General features: G+C 70.4%; 17 protein-coding genes and 2 pseudogenes. 7 read left to right on the top strand and 12 right to left on the bottom strand.

The window, feature by feature from the left end; genetic code table 11:
* Positions 1–24: 24 nt before the first annotated feature.
* Complete coding sequence (locus QUY26_RS09665) at positions 25–984, bottom strand: hypothetical protein (RefSeq protein WP_289945048.1); 960 nt, start codon at positions 982–984, stop codon at positions 25–27.
* Between the two features lie 79 nt (positions 985–1063).
* On the opposite strand from QUY26_RS09665, the gene QUY26_RS09660 reads away from it, so the two are divergent.
* Both QUY26_RS09660 and QUY26_RS09655 read left to right on the top strand, forming a co-directional pair.
* On the top strand, positions 1064–1258 hold the full coding sequence (locus QUY26_RS09660) for a DUF3046 domain-containing protein (RefSeq protein ID WP_030362849.1): 195 nt from the start codon (positions 1064–1066) through the stop codon (positions 1256–1258).
* A gap of 161 nt (positions 1259–1419) precedes the next feature.
* Positions 1420–2661, top strand: coding sequence for an AI-2E family transporter (locus QUY26_RS09655; RefSeq protein WP_289945044.1), 1242 nt, complete (start codon positions 1420–1422; stop codon positions 2659–2661).
* An 18-nt stretch (positions 2662–2679) separates the two neighbouring features.
* Here the strand turns inward: QUY26_RS09655 and QUY26_RS09650 are convergent.
* Positions 2680–3572 (bottom strand): IS5 family transposase gene (locus QUY26_RS09650; protein WP_289945042.1). Its coding sequence is split into 2 segments (ribosomal slippage): positions 2680–3212 and positions 3212–3572, totalling 894 coding nucleotides; the frame shifts between segments, so codons are not numbered across the junction.
* Between the two features lie 37 nt (positions 3573–3609).
* Between QUY26_RS09650 and QUY26_RS09645 the strand changes: the two genes are divergently transcribed.
* On the top strand, positions 3610–4239 hold the full coding sequence (locus QUY26_RS09645; protein WP_055702157.1) for a class I SAM-dependent methyltransferase: 630 nt from the start codon (positions 3610–3612) through the stop codon (positions 4237–4239).
* Between the two features lie 157 nt (positions 4240–4396).
* On the opposite strand, the gene QUY26_RS09640 is transcribed toward QUY26_RS09645, so the two are convergent.
* Positions 4397–5167, bottom strand: coding sequence for a transposase family protein (locus QUY26_RS09640; RefSeq protein WP_289943021.1), 771 nt, complete (start codon positions 5165–5167; stop codon positions 4397–4399).
* A gap of 403 nt (positions 5168–5570) precedes the next feature.
* On the bottom strand, positions 5571–6368 hold the full coding sequence (locus QUY26_RS09635) for an ArsR/SmtB family transcription factor (RefSeq protein WP_289945041.1): 798 nt from the start codon (positions 6366–6368) through the stop codon (positions 5571–5573).
* Between the two features lie 318 nt (positions 6369–6686).
* On the opposite strand from QUY26_RS09635, the gene recA reads away from it, so the two are divergent.
* From recA to QUY26_RS09615, 4 genes are all read left to right on the top strand, one after another.
* Positions 6687–7814 carry a recombinase RecA gene (gene recA / locus QUY26_RS09630; RefSeq protein WP_289945039.1) on the top strand — a complete coding sequence of 376 codons (1128 nt, stop codon included), beginning with the start codon at positions 6687–6689 and terminating at the stop codon, positions 7812–7814.
* Positions 7815–7817: 3 nt separating this feature from the next.
* Positions 7818–8567, top strand: coding sequence for a recombination regulator RecX (gene recX, locus QUY26_RS09625; protein ID WP_289945038.1), 750 nt, complete (start codon positions 7818–7820; stop codon positions 8565–8567).
* Positions 8568–8759: 192 nt separating this feature from the next.
* On the top strand, positions 8760–9506 hold the full coding sequence (locus QUY26_RS09620; protein WP_289945036.1) for a helix-turn-helix domain-containing protein: 747 nt from the start codon (positions 8760–8762) through the stop codon (positions 9504–9506).
* On the top strand, positions 9503–12058 hold the full coding sequence (locus QUY26_RS09615) for an FtsX-like permease family protein (protein WP_289945033.1): 2556 nt from the start codon (positions 9503–9505) through the stop codon (positions 12056–12058). Before QUY26_RS09620 ends, QUY26_RS09615 begins: the two co-directional genes overlap by 4 nt.
* Before the next feature lie 82 nt (positions 12059–12140).
* Here the strand turns inward: QUY26_RS09615 and QUY26_RS09610 are convergent, their stop codons facing one another.
* From QUY26_RS09610 to QUY26_RS09580, 8 genes and pseudogenes are all read right to left on the bottom strand, one after another.
* On the bottom strand, positions 12141–12590 hold the full coding sequence (locus tag QUY26_RS09610) for a rhodanese-like domain-containing protein (protein ID WP_289955623.1): 450 nt from the start codon (positions 12588–12590) through the stop codon (positions 12141–12143).
* 14 nt (positions 12591–12604) lie between these two features.
* A complete protein-coding gene (locus QUY26_RS09605; RefSeq protein WP_289945031.1) occupies positions 12605–13183 on the bottom strand; it encodes a cysteine dioxygenase in 579 nt (192 codons plus the stop codon).
* 70 nt (positions 13184–13253) lie between these two features.
* Positions 13254–13301, bottom strand: coding sequence for a hypothetical protein (locus QUY26_RS41150; protein ID WP_375256749.1), 48 nt, complete (start codon positions 13299–13301; stop codon positions 13254–13256).
* A 421-nt stretch (positions 13302–13722) separates the two neighbouring features.
* Positions 13723–15324: pseudogene (locus tag QUY26_RS09600) on the bottom strand (FAD-dependent monooxygenase); the annotation flags it as partial.
* A 506-nt stretch (positions 15325–15830) separates the two neighbouring features.
* Positions 15831–16718, bottom strand: a pseudogene (locus tag QUY26_RS09595) (amino acid ABC transporter permease); the annotation flags it as partial.
* Entirely contained in the window at positions 16715–17362 is a 648-nt protein-coding gene (locus tag QUY26_RS09590) for an amino acid ABC transporter permease (RefSeq protein WP_289945029.1), read from the bottom strand. The gene QUY26_RS09590 and the pseudogene QUY26_RS09595, both read right to left, overlap by 4 nt.
* Before the next feature lie 109 nt (positions 17363–17471).
* Entirely contained in the window at positions 17472–18392 is a 921-nt protein-coding gene (locus QUY26_RS09585; RefSeq protein WP_289945027.1) for a glutamate ABC transporter substrate-binding protein, read from the bottom strand.
* 123 nt (positions 18393–18515) lie between these two features.
* Complete coding sequence (locus QUY26_RS09580) at positions 18516–19292, bottom strand: amino acid ABC transporter ATP-binding protein (RefSeq protein ID WP_289945025.1); 777 nt, start codon at positions 19290–19292, stop codon at positions 18516–18518.
* Between the last annotated feature and the right edge of the window lie 65 nt (positions 19293–19357).

Genomic DNA, 19357 nt, shown 5'->3' with positions numbered 1-19357 from the left:
TCCGCAGGGCGCCTGGACGGGCCGTCAGCCGATGGGCCGCCCGTACGCCCGCAGCGTCCGCAGCGCCTCGACCGTGACGATCGGACGGCACTCCAGGGACGTGCCCGGCGCCCACTGACGCCACCGGATCGGCCAACCGCCGTCTTCTTGTTGCTCGTTCGCGAGGAAGTCCAGGGAGCGCGCCATCTCGTCATCCGTGAACCACGCGCGGGCCAGCGACTCCGGAGCCTTGGCGAAGTCGTACGCGAAGTGGTGCTCCCCGGGGCCGTACCCCGGGGAGACCGGGTTGGCGTCCGCGTGCTCCGGGTCGAGGACCGCCAGGCGCTGTTCGCGGACCAGCCGGCCGATCCGGTCGGCGGCTGCCTCCGCGCGCGGGCGGTCGGGTGCCCCGTCGAGGAAGGCCACGGCGGCCTGGATCTCGTACGGATGCGACTTCTCCAGGGTCTCCACGGTCTGCCAGCAGAAGTCGGTGGCCCGGAACAGCCAGGCGTGCCAGACCTCGTTGCGGTGCAGCAGGCCCACCACAGGGCCGGTGGTGAGCAGTGCGCTGGGCGGGTCGGCCACCACGGGCACGAACGGGGCCGAGGGGTAGCCGCGCTGGCTGGGATGAATCGCAGGGAGCGCACCGTCCGGAGTCGACACCGCGGTCAGATAGCGGCACACCCGCTCCACGCGCATGCCGCCGCAGCGCTGGATGGAGTCCAGGACGCGCAGCGCGTGCCCGGTGTGCAGCGGCTGGCTGACGGGCCCGCGCAGGTCCGGTTCGAGCGCGTGGCCGTACCCGCCGTCCTCGTTCCCGTACGCGGCCAGCGCTGTCTCCACCGCGTCGGCGTTCGCGGTGTCGCCGTCCAGGAAGTGGTACGCGAACCGTCGCTGTTCGAGCACGCGCGCAGTGAGCCAGATGAACTGCTCGGCGCGGCGCAGCGGGGAGGACGGCGACGACGGGGAGGAAGCGGTGTGCGGGGACGCTCCGTTTTCGGCCATGTTCAGAAGGTAGGGCGGAACGCGCCTCGGGGAAGCCCTCTGCGCGGGGCTGCACTCTCAGGGGCGCGATACTGGACGCATGCGGTTGACGGTCTTCTGGCAGCGGATGGCGGCTCACTTCGGCGCGGGGTACGCCGAGACCTTCGCGCGCGATCATGTGATGACGGAGCTCGGCGGGCGCACGGTGCACCAGGCGCTGGACGCGGGCTGGGAGGCGAAGGACGTGTGGCGGGCGGTGTGCTCGGCCATGAACGTACCGGCTGAAAACCGCTGACACAGGGCTGCCCCTTCCCTGCCTCGGTCCCGCTCCGCGCGTGGTGACGTATCACCGCGCGGTGACGTACTCCACGCGTGGTGACGTACTCCACGCGCGCGTAGAGCGGCTAGACACGGGGGTGGCGGCCGTACGGTCGTGGCGTGGGCGAGACTGGCACGGTGGCACCCACAGACGAGACCGCACAGGTCACCCCCGAGGCAGCACTGCCCGGCACCACTCCGCCCGCCCAGCCCCCTTCGGCGGAGCAGGCCCGTGGCACCGGCATGCCGCGCTGGCTGCCGCGCGCCATGGTGCTCGCGCTCGCTCTGGTGGCCTGTTTCCAGCTCGGCAGCTGGGCCTTCCACCAGCTCACCGGACTGTTGATCAATATCTTGATTGCGTTCTTCCTGGCGCTCGCCGTCGAGCCCGCCGTGAGCTGGATGGCGGCCCGCGGACTGCGCAGGGGCCTGGCCACGGCCATCGTCTTCCTGAGCGTCATGATCGCGAGTGCGGGCTTCATCACCATGATGGGATCCATGCTCGCGGGCCAGATCGTCGACATGGTCGAGGACTTCCCCGACTATCTGGACAAGGTCATCCGCTGGATCAACATGACCTTCGACACGGACCTGTCCCGGGTCGAGGTCCAGGACAGCCTCATCCACTCCGACTGGCTGCGGAAGTACGTGCAGAACAGCGCGAGCGGCGTTCTCGACGTCTCCGCGCAGGTCCTCGGCGGGCTCTTCCAGCTCCTGACGATCCTGCTGTTCTCGTTCTACTTCGCCGCCGACGGGCCGCGGCTGCGACGCGCGCTGTGCTCCGTGCTGCCGCCCGCCAAGCAGGCCGAGGTGCTGCGCGCCTGGGAGATCGCGGTCAACAAGACCGGCGGCTACCTCTACTCCCGCGGTCTGATGGCGCTGATCTCCGGGATCGCGCACTACATCCTGCTCCAGGTCCTCGAAGTGCCCTACGCCCCCGTGCTCGCGGTGTGGGTCGGCCTGGTCTCGCAGTTCATCCCGACGATCGGCACCTATCTCGCGGGCGCCCTGCCGATGCTGATCGCCTTCACCGTGGACCCCTGGTACGCGCTGTGGGTGCTGATCTTCGTCGTGATCTACCAGCAGTTCGAGAACTACGTCCTGCAGCCCAAGCTCACCGCCAAGAGCGTGGACATCCACCCGGCGGTCGCCTTCGGGTCGGTCATCGCGGGCACGGCGCTCCTCGGCGCGGTCGGAGCCCTGGTCGCCATCCCGGCGGTCGCGACGCTGCAGGCCTTCCTGGGGGCGTACGTGAAGCGGTACGACGTCATGGACGACCCGCGCGTGCACGGGCACCACCGCCGTGGCGGATCGCCTCTTGTCGCGCGCGTGCGGCGCCTGGTGTCCGGGCCCGGGGACGAGATGCCGCCCGACCCGCGCTAGAGCCTGTCTGGCAAATGATCACCTGGCCGTTTCGCGGAGCCAGAGAATCAGGGAGGCTAGGACGACTCCCGCGCGGTCGCGGTCCGCGAGCTTGTCGAACCTGGTTGCGATCGCACGGAACGGCTTGAGGCGAGCGAAGCATCGTTCGACCACGTTGCGGTCGCGATAGGTCTCCCTGTCAAAGGCGGGTGGCCGGCCACCGAAGCGCCCCCTGCGTCGACGGTTGGCCACCTGGTCGCGGCGCTCGGGGATCGTGGCGGCGATGCCCCGACGCCTCAGCAGATGACGGATGGCCCTGCTGCAGTAGGCCTTGTCACCCAGCACACGGTCCGGTGTCGTGCGCGGGCGGCCCGTGCCGACGCGCGGGGTGCGGACCACGTCGAGGACAACGGCGAACGCGGTGGCGTCGTTGACGTTTCCGGGTGTGAGCACGATCGACAGCGGCAGTCCCCGGCCGTCGACGGCGAGATGGACCTTGATGGTCAGCCCGCCCCGGGACCGACCGAGTGCCTGATGCGCCTGCGAGCGGCCCGGATCTTCCAGTTCGTCCCTGTCTGCGTCCCCCTTTTACGGGCGCCCGCGGCGTGCTGTTGGGCCCGGTTGATCGTGGAGTCAACGGCGACGATCCACTCCACCCGGCCCCCCCCCGCGTCATCATGGACCTGGACATGCTCCAGCAGCTTCGCCCACGTGCCATCGGCCTCCCAGCGGGCGAACCGCTCGTAGACGGTCTGCCACGGCCCATACCGCTCGGGCAGGTCGCGCCAAGGAGCCCCGGTCCGTAGCCGCCACAGCACGCCGTGGACCACCTGCCGGTGATCACGCCACGGACGGCCCCGTCCGTCCACCTGGGGCAAAAGGGGCTCTATCCGCCCCCATGCCGCATCCGTCAACTCACCTCGACCTGCCACAAGATCAATTAGTCAGACCGGCTATAGAGTCCTGCCCGTGGTGAATCATCAGGACGAGACCAGGACGGCCTACGACGGAGTCGTCGAGCTGTACGCATCGCTGTTCGCAAACCGGCTGGAGACACAGCCTTTCTCCCGGACCATGATCGGCACCTTCGCCGAACTGGTGCGCGCGACGGGCAACCCGCGGGCAGCGGACGTCGGGTGCGGTCCCGGACATCTGACAGCCATGCTGCACGAACTGGGCCTGGACGCCTTCGGACTCGACCTCGCCCCCGGCATGATCGACCACGCCCGGCAGGCCCATCCGGCGCTGCGCTTCCAGGAGGCGCGGATGGAATCCCTGCCGATCGAGGACGCCGCGCTCGGCGGCGTACTGGCCCACTACTCGATGATCCACACCCCTCCGGGAGAACTGCCGGAGCTGCTCGCCGAGCAGGCACGCGTCCTGGCGCCGGATGGCCTGCTCCTGGTCTCCTTCTTCGGGACCGACGAACAAGAACCGGTCCGCTTCGACCACAAGGTGGCACCTGCCTACAGCTGGCCGGCGGATCGCCTCGCCGAACTGCTGGCCGACGCCGGGCTCGTTCCCTTCGCCCGGTTGCTCCACGATCCAGCCTCCGAAAGGGGCTTCCTCGACGCCCATCTGCTGGCCCGCCGTTCGTAGGCCCTGCCCGGTAATCCCCGCCGGACGGTCGGCGCACCTCCCGATTGCCAACTCAGCCGAACCTCGCTGATTGGACGGGAATTGTCAGACAGGCTTTAAAGCCTGTTGCAGAAGGCTGTGTTCGGACAGGTCAGGGCCGGTTCTGTGATGGCTCTGATCACGTTGCCAGGGCGAGGTTGTGCATGTGGGCGACGGCTCGGACAGCGTGGTGGAGGCCATGGCCCCGTTGCCGGCAGTCGCGGAGGATCTTGTAGTTCTTCATCGCGGCGAAGGTGTGCTCGATGCGGGCGCGGACTCTGCGGTGTTCGGCGTTGTCGGCCTCCTCGCCCGAAAGGAGCGGCCGTCGCTGGCGTTTGCGGTGCGGGACGATCAGGCCGGTGTTCACATAGGCGCCGTCGCCCAGCACGGTGACGCCGTCGCAGTGCCGGGCCAGCCCAGAACTCCGCCAGACCTGCGCATCGGCCTTGTTGCCCGGGGCCGGCCGGGCGGTGGCCACCACCAGGCGGGTGTCGGCATCAATGATGACCTGCACGTTCGCCGAGAACCTGTAGTTGCGCGAGGAAGCGGCAACAGTGCGGTCGCGGACCGGAATGAGCGTGCCGTCCACGATCCACAGCCGGTCCACCGCATCCGAGGGACGGGTGACGGGCTCCACCGTCAGCAGCGGACCGAGCTTCTGGATCACCCGGCAGACCGTCGCGGGCGAAACGCCGAAGAGCGGCGCCATCTGCCGCATTGTCAGATTCGTGCGGTAGTACACCGCCACCAGCAGCACCCGCTCATCCAACGGCAGACACCACGGGCGCCCCATCCCGGTACCGTTGCCGCCCCGTTCACGAACCACCTTCAGCAGCCGCTGGAAAGCACCCATCCGCAGCCCAGTGAACGTCTCCACCCACAACGCCTCAGCCCTCAACACCCCGGCCATACTGAGAAAATGCCCAGTTCACAGCCTTCTGCAACAGGCTTTAGCGGAGCGCGCCCACGCCAGACCGCCCACGGACCGTCCACGCCAGACCGCCTACGTCAGCCCCAGGGCCTCCTCGGCGTCCACCAGCTCGCAACTGGCGGCCCACGGCCGGGCCGCGCCAGCCCGGGGGGTGGGCGGCAGGTCGTGGACGTCCCAGGGACGGAGTGAGGGCTCCGGGGTGACCGGAGGGCCCTGCGGTGCTCGGGGTTCTCGGGAGGGCGACGGCACGGCGGAAGCAGGCTCCTTGCGCTCGGGTGCCGCTCAGGTGGCGACACCGACGCGTTCACCGTCGCAGCCGCTGCCGACATCCCGGCGATGGTTCGCCCGTCATCACCGACAGGCTGCCGACAGCCCTGCGGATTCAGCCCTCGTGCGCGTCGGCGAGCGGTTCGCCCGTCTCCAGCAGGCTCTTCAGGCTGGAGAGGATGGCCGGCCAGCCCTGGCTGCACATCGAGTGCAGTGCGCCCTCGGGGTCGAACACATGGGTGACGGTCAGCTTGACCTGATCGCCGTGCGGCTCGAGGTCGAAGGTGACCTGGGAACGGCGCTCCGCGGCGAGCTGGGCGCGCGTCTCCTCGCTGATGCCATTGGCCGCGGCCCACTGCGGGGTGAAGGTGTGCCAGGTGTAGGACAGCCGGCTGTGGGGTTCGTGGGCGAGGACGACCTGCTCGGGGTGCTCGGTGACGCTGCCGTCGGCCTCGGCCCAGGCCATGGGGGAGCCCTTGGCCCAGTCGGTCCGGAAGCTGACGCCCCAGTAGCGGCTGGTGAAGGCCGGGTCGGTCAGGGCCTGCCAGAGCCGCTCGGGAGTGGTGCGGATGTACGTCGTGTAGACGAAGGTCTTGTTGTCCATGGGAGGTTGCTCCAGTGCTCGCTTCAGGTCCGCGAGCGCGTTGACCCGCTCGCGGTCGAATTGGCTGATCCATCGCTCCGCGATGGCGTTGATCGGAGCGGCGTTCAAGTAGTGCAGCTTCTCCCGCCCCTGTCGCACCGTGGTCACCAGCTCGGCCGCCTCCAGCACGGCCAGGTGCTTGCTGACCGACTGCCGGGCCATGTCCAGCCCCGTGCACAGCTCTCGCAGGGTCTGTCCGTTGCGGTCCCGGAGCCGGTCCAGCAGCCGACGGCGGCTGGGATCGGCCAGTGCCTTGAACACCGCGTCCATGTGTGCCACCCCCGATCATGCAGCCAATCGGCTGCCTTTTCATGATGGGCAGCCGATTGGCTGCATGTCAAGCGGTGCTTCGGCGATGGGGGCGGCGTGGTGCGCTTGACAGCGAAATCGAACATCCATTCATATAGGGGTTCTGGTGGCGCGTTCCCGGGGGTTCACGGGGGTATCCCCGGGCCGTGCCGATGGCTCGAGGAGGGCGGATCGCCCGGAGTTATCCACAGGCCGGGCGGGCGTCGGGGCGCATTGTCAGTGGCAGGCGTTAGCGTCTTTGACGTGAAGCGATCGACTCAAGCAAATCGGGTGGAACCCATGGCAGGAACCGACCGCGAGAAGGCGCTCGACGCCGCGCTCGCACAGATTGAACGGCAATTCGGCAAGGGCGCAGTGATGCGCATGGGCGAGCGGCCGAACGAGCCCATCGAGGTCATCCCCACCGGGTCGACCGCACTCGACGTCGCACTCGGCGTCGGCGGCATCCCCCGCGGCCGCGTGGTGGAGGTGTACGGCCCGGAGTCCTCCGGTAAGACGACCCTCACCCTGCACGCCGTCGCCAACGCCCAGCGGGCCGGTGGCGCGGTGGCCTTCGTGGACGCCGAGCACGCCCTCGACCCGGAGTACGCCAAGAAGCTCGGCGTCGACATCGACAACCTCATCCTGTCCCAGCCGGACAACGGCGAGCAGGCCCTGGAGATCACGGACATGCTCGTCCGCTCCGGTGCCCTCGACCTGATCGTCATCGACTCCGTCGCCGCCCTGGTGCCGCGCGCGGAGATCGAAGGCGAGATGGGTGACTCGCACGTGGGTCTGCAGGCCCGTCTGATGAGCCAGGCGCTCCGGAAGATCACCAGCGCGCTCAACCAGTCCAAGACCACCGCGATCTTCATCAACCAGCTACGCGAGAAGATCGGTGTGATGTTCGGCTCCCCGGAGACCACGACCGGTGGCCGGGCGCTGAAGTTCTACGCCTCGGTGCGCATGGACATCCGCCGCATCGAGACCCTCAAGGACGGCACGGACGCGGTGGGCAACCGCACCCGCGTCAAGGTCGTCAAGAACAAGGTCGCGCCTCCCTTCAAGCAGGCCGAGTTCGACATCCTCTACGGCCAGGGCATCAGCCGCGAGGGCGGCCTGATCGACATGGGCGTGGAGCACGGCTTCGTCCGCAAGGCCGGCGCCTGGTACACGTACGAGGGCGACCAGCTCGGCCAGGGCAAGGAGAACGCTCGCAACTTCCTCAAGGACAACCCCGACCTCGCCAACGAGATCGAGAAGAAGATCAAGGAGAAGCTGGGCGTCGGTGTCCGCCCGGAGACTCCGGCGGAGCCCGGCGCGGACGCCGCCGTCACCGCGGCCCCCGCGGAGGGCGACGCCGCCAAGACCGTGCCCGCGCCCGCGGTCAAGGCCACCAAGTCCAAGGCCGCTGCGGCCAAGAGCTAGGCCATGACGCGACGAACCGACTGGGCGGACCGCGTCGACCCCGCGGAGCGAAGCCGCCCCGAGGCCGTCGGCCCGGACGGCCCCGCCTCGGCCGATGTCCCCCCGGGGCTCCCGGGCGACGACGAGGGAGGCGGTCGGCGCGGCGGCAGGGGCGGTCGCGCCGGTGGCCGTCGGGCGCGCGGCGGCCTCGGCGGCTCACAGGACAGCGGTTCCCCGTCCTCGTCGAGGGCCGAGGACGGGGAACCGCCCACGGGGGACCCGGCTGAGCGGGCAAGGGCCATCTGCCTGCGCCTGCTCACCGGGACCCCGCGCACGCGCAGACAGCTCGCTGACGCGTTGCGCAAGCGGGAGATCCCCGACGACGTGGCGGAGGAAGTGCTGTCCCGCTTCGAAGAGGTCGGCCTCATCAACGACGAGGCCTTCGCGGACGCCTGGGTCGAGTCCAGGCACCACGGCCGGGGCCTGGCGCGGCGGGCGCTCGCGCGGGAGTTGCGCACCAAGGGCGTGGACTCGGCCGTGATCGACGAGGCCGTCGGGCAACTCGACGCGGACCAGGAAGAAGCCACCGCCCGCGAGCTCGTCGCCCGCAAGCTCCGCTCCACCCGCGGCCTCGACCGGGACAAGAGACTCCGCCGCCTCGCCAGCATGCTCGCCCGCAAGGGGTACGCGGAGGGCATGGCGCTCCGCGTCGTGCGACAGGCCCTGGAAGAAGAGGGGGAGGACACGGAGGACCTGGGGTACGAGGCCTACTGACCCCGGGTCCGGGCCAGGCCGGATGGTGGGGCACGAGGCGTACTGACCCCGGGTCCGGGCCAGGCCGGATGGTGGGGCACGAGGCGTACCGACCCCGGGCCCGGGTCGGGCCGGACGGTGGGGCTGTCCCCACCCTGAACATGCCTGGGTGCCTCAGTGCACAGAGATCTGTGCACAGGCGACTGTGTACGCATGGCCCAGGACGAGAGCACCACCGACGACGCCGTGCTCGGCGAGGGCAGTGCCTCCCAGGACGGCACACCCGCCGAGGCGACGGAGAGCCGCACTCCCGTCGAGGCGTCAGCATGTGACACCCTCGCGAGCGATCACCTCCCGCCCGTGCCCCAGGAACTCGACGACCTCCGGGTCCTCAAGGCGCTCGCGCAGCCCCGGCGGCAGCAGATCCTGCAGCACCTCACCGTGCACGGTCCCGCTACCTCCGCGACGCTGGCCCGCGCCCTCGGGCTGAACACCGGGGCCACCAGCTACCACTTGCGTGAACTGGAGCGGTACGGCTTCGTCGAGGAGACGCCGGGCCCCGGGCACGGGCGGGAGCGGTGGTGGCGCCTCGTCCCGGGCGACCGGCGCTTCCCGCCCCGCAGCCGCCAGAGTGCCGAGACGCGGCTCGCCATGGACGAGCTGAACCACCACGCGTACGCCGCCGACCTCGAACTCTTCGCCCAGCTCCAGCGGGAGACCGACCTCGCGGATGCGGGCGAATGGGCCGACGCCTTCCCGTACTCACGCGGCACGATGCGGCTGACGGTGACCGAACTCCGCGAGTTCTTCGAGGAGTACATCGCGCTCCTCAACCGCTACAAGCGCCCCGACGCCGACACCCCGCCCGGCGCGCGCACCGTACTCACCCGCTTCCTCGCCTTCCCGACCCCGATGGCCGACGAGGCCGCCGACAACCGAAAAGGTCCCGAGACGCCATGATGCTGAGCTACGCACTCCAGGCGATCCGGGACCGCAAAGGCGGATTCCTGGGCGCGTTCGTCGCGTTGATGTGCGCCGCCGCGCTCATCACGGCCTGCGGCACGCTCCTGGAGACAGGCCTGCGCGGCACCATCCGCACCGAGCGTTACGCCGCCGCACCAGTGATCGTCTCCGCGGACCAGAACGTCCACCAGACGACGGTCAAGCACAAGAAGGGCAAGACCAAGGTCAAGCACAAGGCCAAGCCCATCGCCGAGCGGGCCTGGTTGCCGGACAGCGTCACACAACGGCTCAAGGGCGTCCCCGGGGCCGCCGAGGTGGTGCCCGAACTGACCTTCCTGGCCGAGCCGTTGACATCCGCCGGGGCGCGCGACGCGAGCCGCCCCGCGTACGGCCACGCCTGGTCGTCGGCCGCCCTCACACCCTTCCGGCTCACCGACGGCCGGGCCCCGCGCGCTGACACCGACCTCGTCATCGACCGCGGCCTCGCCGACCGCGCCGGGATCGGGCCCGGCGACCGACTCACCGTGCAGTCGACGCAAGCCCCGCGCACGTACCGCGTCACGGGCATCGCGACCCCCGGCCGAAAAGACAGCGGCGGCGCGCTCGCGCACCAGACCGCGCTGTTCTTCTCCGCCGAGGAGGCCCAGCGGCTCGCCGCCCACCCGGGCCAGGTCACGGCCGTGGGCGTCGTACCGGCTGACGGTACCTCCGTCGACCAGCTCAAGGCAGCCGTCAAGAAGGCGCTCAGCGGTACGACCGCGCAGGTCAACACCGGTGGCGGCCGAGGGCCGGTCGAGTTCCTCGACGCCGCGGGCGCCCGCGTGCGGCTGGTCAGCATCGGCGGTGCGATGGGCGGCACCTCGCTGCTCGTCGCCGTCCTCGTGGTCGTCGGCACCTTCGCGCTCTCCATCCAGCAGCGCCACCGCGAACTGGCCCTGCTGCGCGCCATCGCCGCGAGCCCCCGACAGATCCGCCGTCTCCTCGGCCGTGAGGCGCTCATTGTCGGAGCGGCCGGGGGAGTGCTCGGCGCGCTCGCCGGAATCCCGCTCGGCGGGCTGCTGTACGACGAGTTCGTGTCGCGCGGCGCCGTCCCCGCCACCCTCGACCGCGTCGTCAGTCCCTTCCCGCTGCTCGCCGCCGTCGCCGCCACGCTCCTGGGCGCCTGGGCCGCCGCCCGTCTCTCCGCGCGCCGCATCGCGCGGATCCGCCCGGGCGAAGCCCTCGCCGAGGCCCGCGTCGAGCCCGCCAGGCCGTCCCGGGCCCGCATCGGGGCAGGTCTCGCCCTCCTCACCGCAGGGATCGTCCTCGTCGTCGTCCTCGGCAGCCTGCGCACCGAGGCCGTCTCGACTCCCGTCACCCTCCTGGCCGTTGTCGTCCTCGCCACCTCCGTCGCCCTGCTCGGTCCGCTCACCGTGAAGGCGGCAGCCGCCCTCCTCTCCCTCCCGCTGCGCCTGACCGGCCCCGGCGGCCGCCTCGCGCACGCCAACCTGCGTGGCAACGCCGCCCGCATGGCCGCCGCCGTCACCCCCCTCGTCCTGCTCATCGGCATGACCTGCACCGTCCTGTTCGTCCAGCCCACGCTCGACGCCGCCGCGACCGCCCAGGCCCGCGAGGGCGTCCGCGCGGACTGGGTCCTGACCGCGCGGGGGCCGGGCGTGCCGGGGCAGGCCGCGAGCCGGCTGCGGACAGCAGCGGGCGTCGACGCCGTCACCGAGGTCGTCCGCACGACCGTCCGCGTCGGACTCGACAAGTACCCGGCGCAGGGCGTGACCCCGGCGGGTCTCGGGCGCACCTGGGACCCGGACGTCACCGCGGGCTCGCTGACGTCCTTCGGCGCGGGCGACGTCGCCCTCAGCGAGGTCGCCGCCGACCAGCTCGGCGTGCGGCCGGGCAGCAGCCTCAAGCTCACGCTCGGCGACGGCACCCCGACGACCCTGAGGGTCACCGCCGTCTACGCACGTGGGCTCGGCTTCGGTGATCTGACCATGGCCCACGAACTGGTCGCCCGCCACGTCGACAACCCGCTCGCCGCCACGGTCCTCGTCACGACCGACCGTACGAAGGATCAACTCGCGACGGCCCTCGCGAAGTTCCCGAACGTGCGCGTTCAATCACCTTCCGTGGTCGGCGCCCTCCAGTCCGAGCACGGGCAGGCGAACGCCGAGGTGAACCACGTGGCCATGGGTCTGATCCTGGCCTTCACCGCGATCGCCGTCGTCAACACGTTCGCGATGTCGATCTCCGAACGCGCCCGGGAGTTCGCGCTCCTGCGCCTCGCCGGTGCGACGCGCCGCCAGGTCCTGCGGATGCTGCGCACCGAGGCACTCGCCGTCCTGCTCCTCGCGACCGTGCTCGGCAGCGGGATCGCCCTCGCCGTCCTGACCGGCTTCAGCGTCGGCATGACCGGCGCCGCGGCGCCCGCCGTCCTGCCCCTCGTCCTTGCGGCCGTGGTCGGCGTCGCGGGACTGCTCGCCCTGACGGCGACGGCACTGCCCGGCCGGTCCGCCCTGAAGCCGCGCCCCGTCACGCTCGCGACGGCCAGGGAGTAAGCGGCGTACGAAAGGGAGGAGCAAAGGAGGGAGTAAGGGGTGTCCGCCATGGCTGGCGCCCCTTACTCATGCCCCTTGGTACTCATGCCCCTTGCTCGGCCTGCTCGACCGGAAGCCCCGCCGCCTTCCACGCCTGGAAGCCACCGATGAGGTCCGTCGCGTACCGCAGCCCCAACTGTCGCAGGGAGGCGGCCGCGAGGCTCGACGCGTAGCCCTCGTTGCAGAACACCACGATCCGCAGGTCGTGACGGGTGGCCTCGGGGGCGCGATGGCTGCCCTGGGGGTCCAGGCGCCACTCCAGCTCGTTGCGCTCGACGACGAGGGCGCCGGGTACCAGGCCGTCCCGCTCGCGCAGCTCCGCGTACCGGGTGTCGACGAGCAGCCCGCCCGAGCCCGCGATGCCGTACGCCTGCTCGGGGGTGACCCGGTCGAGGCCGCGCCGTACCCGTTCCAGCAACTCGTCGATGCCTAGCGGGGGTTGGGCTCCGCCGGAGGGGTGCTCCTCCACGGGGACTCCGGGGACGCCGTTCACTTCCAGGGCCGCGCTCACTGCCAGTCCTCCGGCCGCTCGACGTGCTCCAGGCGCAGGACGGCGCCCGTGCGGCTGTAGCGGCGGATCCGGGGGAGTGGGGGGTAGTAGGCGTGCACGGAGATGGCGTGTTGGTCCGTGGACTCGTTCAGCACCTCGTGCACGTGGTTGCGGCCGAAGGCGCGGCCCTGCCCGGTGGCGAGGCGGCGTTCGCGGTCGACGCCCTCGGTGAGCTCCAGGGTCTTCCAGCCGTCGGTGGGCAGGCGGGCGGCGAGCGAGTTCTCCTTGAGAGTGCCCGCGGCGGTGGTGAAGGAGCCGACCGACTCGGCGTGGTCGTGCCAGCCGGTGCCGGTGCCGGGCGGCCAGCCGATCAGCCAGGCCTCGCTGCCCTGGGGGCCTTCGAGGCGCACCCAGGTGCGGCCCTCCGCGTCCAGGGGCAGGGAGGCGATGAGGTCGGTGTCGGCCGCGGCGCGGCGCACGAAGTCGAGGAGCTCGGCCGAGGTGGGCTTGGCCGTCGGGCGGGCGGCCGTGGGCAGCGCTGCGGGTACGGAGGCAGGGGCCGGTACGGGAGCGGAAGCCGGTACGGAGGCAGACATGGGATCCGTCCAGTGAGTTCGCGGAAGCGCACACCGGCGTACGGCATGCGCGAAAGGAGGAAGGGCGAATTCAGCAGGACGGCTGACACACGCAGCCCGCATAGCGGACGAGGTCCATATGGACCCTCCGCCACAGGCGGACAGCGGTGTCGGGCATGGTCGGGAGTAGACCATGCGGCCGGGGGGCGGTCAACTCATGTTCAGCATCCGGTCGGTCGGTCGTCTCAGGATGAACCGCCGGGCTCCTTGGGGCCACGCTTCGTGCTGGTCGGAGCCTTGGACGGGGCACGGGAGGGGGTGCCGGGCACGGAGTCGGGCAGGTGCTCGGGCGGGCCACCGGACGCCTCGGGAGGACCGGAGACGGAACCGGAACTGGGACCGGCACCGGAGACGGAACCGGCACCGGAGACATAGCCGGAGCCGGAACCGGGACCGGAAACCGAACCCGATCCCGTACGGGGCTCCGCCCCCCTGCCGTCCGCCCGGGACCCAACCCCGCCCCGCGTCCTCGGAGCCCGATCGCCCGGAGCCGTCGAAGCCCGATCCCCCGAGGGCCCGTCCTCCGAAGCCCGCCCCCGCGCACCCTCGCCCAGCGCCGCCTCGGCCGCCGCGTACAGCTCCGCCGGACGCACCCCGCTGAGCGCGGTGACCAGATGGCCGTCGGGGCGTACGAGCAGGACGCTGTGCGCCGGGGCGCCCGGGTAGGCCTCCGCGACGAGGAGTTCGGCGGGATGGGGAAGCGCGGTGACCGCGGCGGCGAGCCGGGGCATGATCCCGGCCGTCACCCAGTGCCGCCGCTCCCAGACGACGGTGCCCGGCGCCACGAGCACGACGAGCAGATGGCCGCGGCCGAGCCGGTCCCGGAGCCGGACGAAGGCGCCGTCGGGCGCGGTCACGCCCACATCGATGACCGGACTGCCCGGTTCCGTGTCTACCGCGACGACGGAGTCCGAACGCTCCGGAGCCAGCGGCGAGTCGGTGTACCTGCCCGGCCCGCCCAGAGGACCGTTGCCCACATGGCCGTCCATCAGCAGGGAGTCCTGCCCGCGCGCGGCTCCGGGGACGTACGCCCGCAGGCCCTTGCCGCCGCGCAGCGCGGGCAGCGCCTGGTCAGCGGTGCGCAGCCGCGCGGAGACGGCGCCCCGGCGCTCGGCCTGATAGCTGTCGAGCAGGGCGTCGCGCGGGCCGTCGTGCCAGGCGAGGGCCAGCTTCCAGGCGAGGTTGTCCGCGTCGCGCAGGCCCTCGTCCAGGCCGTGGGTGCCGAGTGCGCCGAGGAGGTGTGCGGCGTCCCCGGCCAGGAAGGCGCGGCCGACCCGCCACCGGCGGGCGAGGCGGTGGTGGACGGTGTGGACGCCGGTGTCGAGCAGTTCGTACGACGGTGTGGCTCCGCCGCACCAGCCGGCGAGCGTCTCGCGAATGCGGGTCACGAGGACGTCGGGTGTCACCAGCTCACCGCGCGGCGGCAGGAGCCAGTCGATCCGCCACGCGCCGTCGGCCAGCGGACGTCCCGTCACCTCGGCACCGCCATCGCGCCAAGGAGGGCTCCGGTGCAACAACGCCTGGCCGGGCCAGGGAAGTTCCGTGCGCAGCGCGGCGACGGCGTGCCGCTCCACCGCCGTGCGCCCCGGGAACCGGACGTCGAGCAGCTTGCGCACGGTGGAACGGGGCCCGTCGCAGCCCACCAGATAACTGCCACGCCACCAGGTGTCCTTGAGGCCACGGGTGTGGGCGGTGAGCCCGGAGGCGTCCTGCTCCAGGGCGTCGAGCTTGCTCTCCGCGACGATCTTGACGAGGCGCTCGTCGGCGATGGCGGCTCGCAGCGCGCCGGTCAGCTCGTGCTGCGGGACGTGCAGCGGAGAGGGCAGCTCGTCACTGAACGTGAGTTCCCGGATCACCTGCTTGCGGCGCATCGAACGCCACCCGGTCCAGCGCGCGCCGGTCTCCTCGTCGCCGAACGAGTGTCCGGCGAGCCGTTCGACGAGCGCTGTGGTGTCCTCGCGCAGGACGGCGGTCCGCGCGGGTCGCTGCTCGTCCTTGCCGGGCCCTTCGTCGAGGACGACGGTGGGGACGGAGTGACGTGCGAGAGCCAGGGCGAGGGTGAGGCCGACGGGACCCGCGCCGACGACGATCACCGGGTCCACGGCGCGCGGCCTCCTGCCAGGACGGTCCGGGAGCGCTGGACGTACGTACAGGAAATGGCAGTTGGAGCCCGGTGCACGATCACAGAACGTATGCAACAGACTGCATGGCACCCCGTCAAGCGGACGCTCGGGGCGTACCCCTCCGGGAGACTGGGCGGCGCGCCGAAACCGCGATGGCCCGCCGGTGTTCCGGCGGGCCATCGCGGTGTGCGTGCGCGAACGCGCTGTTCCTTCAGCCGCTCTTTCTTCGGGCGCTACTTCTTGAGGTCCGGGGGCGGGGTGTCCTCCGGCGGCTCAGTGGCGTCGCCCTCCGGGGAAACCGCCCCCTCCGGGGAAGCCGCCCCCTCCGGGGAAACCGCCCCCTCCGGGGAAACCGCCCCCTCCGTAGAGGGCGCATCCTTCCTGGAAGCCGCGTCCTCAGGAGCAGCCGCACTCTCCGTAGAGGCCACGTCGTCCGCAGCGGCCACCGCGTCCGCTGTCGGCGGGACGGCGGGCGACACGGGCTTGTCGAGCACCTGCGGGGCCTCGGCGGGCTCCGCGGCCGCCGCCACCCTGATGCCCGTCTTGGCCCTGCGGCCACGCCGCTCGATCCACGTGGCGAGGGACGAGAGGGCCAGACACATCACGATGTAGATGGCGCCGACGACGATGACCACGGGGGTGATCGGGTTCTCGCCGTTGACGATGATGTTGTTCGCCATCGTGCGGGCGGCGAAGAGCAGTTCGTCGTACGTGATGATGTAGCCGAGGGACGTGTCCTTCAGCGTCACCACCAGCTGGCTGATGACCGTCGGCAGCATGGCGCGGATCGCCTGCGGCATCTGCAGGGTGATCATGACCTGCGACTTGCGCAGGCCGAGCGCGTACCCGGCCTCGACCTGACCGCGGGGCACGGCGTTGACGCCCGCGCGGAACACCTCGGCCTGGACGCAGCCGTTGTACACGGTGAGGCCGATGACCAGGGCCCAGAAGGCGCTGTTCTCGCCGACGAAGCCCAGGTCGTTCTGGTAGGTGAGGATCAGCACCCACAGCGCGTAGATGGTGATCAGCAGCGGGACGGCGCGGAACAGCTCGATGAAGCCCGTGGCGAACCAGCGGATCGCCCGGTGGTCCGAGAGCCGGCCGACGGAGAGCAGCAGGCCGAGAGCGAGCGAGAGGACTCCCGCAAGGGCGAACACCTTGAGGGTGCTCAGGAGGCCGTCGCGGATGTTGTTCCGCACGCCCGCGTTGTTGAAGATGTCCCAGACCTCGGGCTCCAGCTGGCCCTTGTCGTGCAGCCGGATGACCGAGAAGACGATCAGGCCGAGCACGGCGAGCGAGCCGATGACCGTGTAGATCCGGTTGCGCAGCCGGGCCTTCGGCCCCGGCGCGTCGAACAGGACGCTCGAACTCATCGCGCGACCCCCAAGCGGCGCTCAAGCAGCCGGAAGAGACCGCTGATGGTGAAGGTGATGATCAGGTAGCCGAGGGCCACCCAGAGGAAGATCCAGGCGATGTCGAAGCCCTTGTCGCTGAGCAGCTTCTGCACACCGAACAGCTCCGTCACGCTGAACGCGCCCGCGATGGCGGAGTTCTTCGTCAGGGCGATGAAGATCGAGCTGAGCGGAGGGATCACCGTACGGGTCGCCTGCGGCAGAACGATCAGACTCAGGGTCTGGAAGAACGTCATGCCGATGGAGCGTGCGGCCTCCGCCTGCCCCAGGGGCACGGTGTTGATGCCGGACCTGATGGCCTCGCAGACGAACGCCGAGGTGTAGAAGCCGAGCGCGAGCAGCGCCTTGGTCCAGGGGCTGAGACCCGGCATGAAGATCACCGGAACGACGAACCACGCCACGAGGAAGAGCACCGTGAGCGGGGTGTTCCGGAAGAGCGTGACCCAGGCCGCGCCGAAGAAGCGCAACGGGGCCACGGGGGACACGCGGAACCCGGCGATCACGATCCCCAGCACCATCGCGAGGGCTCCGCTGGCCAGGGTCAGCAGGATGGTTCCTATGAACCCCTCCCGGAATTCCGGGAGATGATCGAGCAAAACATTCACGGAGATGTCCTAGCGGCGGCTGCTGTCGGGCGGAGCTGCCGCGCCCTGTGGGTGCCGTGACGACACCCACAGGGCGCGACGCTCAGTGCCGGTGGATCGGACGGAGTTGTCAGTAGCGCTCGAGCGCCGGGGGCTCCTGGTAGGGGGAGCCGGACAGGCCGAGGGTCGCGTCGTACGCCTTCTTGTAGTCACCGTTCTTCTGGTGCGCCTCGAGGGCGTCGGCGACGGCGTCCCGCAGGGCCTTGTCGTCCTTGTTCATGCCGACGCCGTACGGCTCCTTCGTGAAGGGGTCACCGACGACCTTCAGCTTCTCCGGGCGCTGGGCGGCGTAGCCCTTGAGGATCGCGTCGTCGGTGGTGACGGCGTCGACCTCCTTGTTCAGCAGCTGCTGGACGCACTCGGAGTACTTGGACAGCTCGACGGTCTTGGCGCCGTACTTGGGCTTCTTGATCTCCTGCAGCGGCGTCGAGCCCTTGATGGAGCAGACCGTCTTGCCCTTGACGGACTTCGGGCCCGTGATGGCCTTGTCGTCCTTGCGGACGAGCAGGTCGGCACCGGCCATGAAGTACGGTCCGGCGAACCCGACCTGCTTCTTGCGCTCGTCGTTGATCGTGTACGTGCCTACGTAGAGGTCGACCTGGCCCTTGGAGATGGCCGTCTCGCGCACGTTCGAGTCGATCGTCTCGAACTTGACCTTGTTCGCGGGGAAGCCGAGGTCGGCAGCGACCATCTTGGCGATCTCGATGTCGAAGCCGGAGCGCTTGCCGTCGGTGTCCTCGAAGCCGAGGAACGGCTGGTCGTTCTTGGCGCCGAAGACGATCTCGCCGTCCTTCTGGGCCTTCTTCAGGGTCGGCGAGTCGATCTTGACGTCCTTGGCGACCGTGTACGTGGGCAGCTTCGGCTGGTCCTTGCCGCCGGCGCCGCCCTTCGGCTTGTCACCGGCGGTCCCGGAGTCACCGCCGCAGGCGGTGGCGGTCAGGGCGAGAGCGGCGATCACCGCCGCCGCGGCGGCGGACTTGCGAACCTTCATGGTGGACATCCTTTGTTTCGGCGGAGGTTGAGGGAGACGCTGTGGTGCGTCCTGGCATCGAAGGTGGCGTCCCCGGCGTCCTCGGCGCACGGGCCGTGCCGACGGGTCGCACGCGGGTGCGCGTCAGTGATGCAGGATCTTCGAAAGGAAGTCCTTGGCGCGGTCGCTGCGCGGATTGTTGAAGAACTGGTCCGGTACGGCCTCTTCGACGATGCGGCCGTCCGCCATGAAGACGACACGGTTGGCCGCCGAGCGGGCGAAGCCCATCTCGTGCGTGACGACCACCATGGTCATCCCGTCCCGGGCGAGCTGCTGCATGACCTCGAGGACCTCGTTGATCATCTCGGGGTCGAGGGCCGAGGTGGGCTCGTCGAAGAGCATCACCTTGGGTCCCATCGCCAACGCGCGGGCGATCGCGACGCGTTGCTGCTGGCCGCCGGAGAGCTGCGCGGGGTACTTGTCGGCCTGGGAGCCGACACCCACCCGGTCGAGCAGGGTGCGGGCCTTCTCCTCCGCCTCCGCCTTGGGCGTCCTGCGCACCTTGGTCTGGCCCAGCATCACGTTCTCCAGCACGGTCTTGTGCGCGAAGAGATTGAAGGACTGGAAGACCATGCCCACGTCCGCGCGGAGCCGGGCCAGTTCCTTGCCCTCCTGGGGCAGCGGCTTGCCGTCGATCGAGATCGCTCCCGAATCGACGGTCTCCAGGCGGTTGATGGTGCGGCACAGCGTCGACTTGCCCGACCCGGAGGGACCGATCACGACGACGACCTCGCCACGGGTGATGGTCAGGTCGATGTCCTGGAGGACGTGCAGGGCGCCGAAGTGCTTGTTGACACCCTTCAGCACGACAAGGTCGTCCGCCGCGGGCTTGGCGTCCTTGGTCACCGATACTTCGGTCACGGCTTGTTGCTCCATCCTCCTCGGGTTGGGAGGACAGTAGTAACCCGGTGCGACCAGCGTCATTA

Source organism: Streptomyces flavofungini (assembly GCF_030388665.1).
GTDB classification, from domain to species: Bacteria; Actinomycetota; Actinomycetes; order Streptomycetales; family Streptomycetaceae; genus Streptomyces; species Streptomyces flavofungini_A.
Note: the sequence above shows the minus strand (reverse complement) of the source record. Positions and strands in the feature narration are given on the sequence as shown.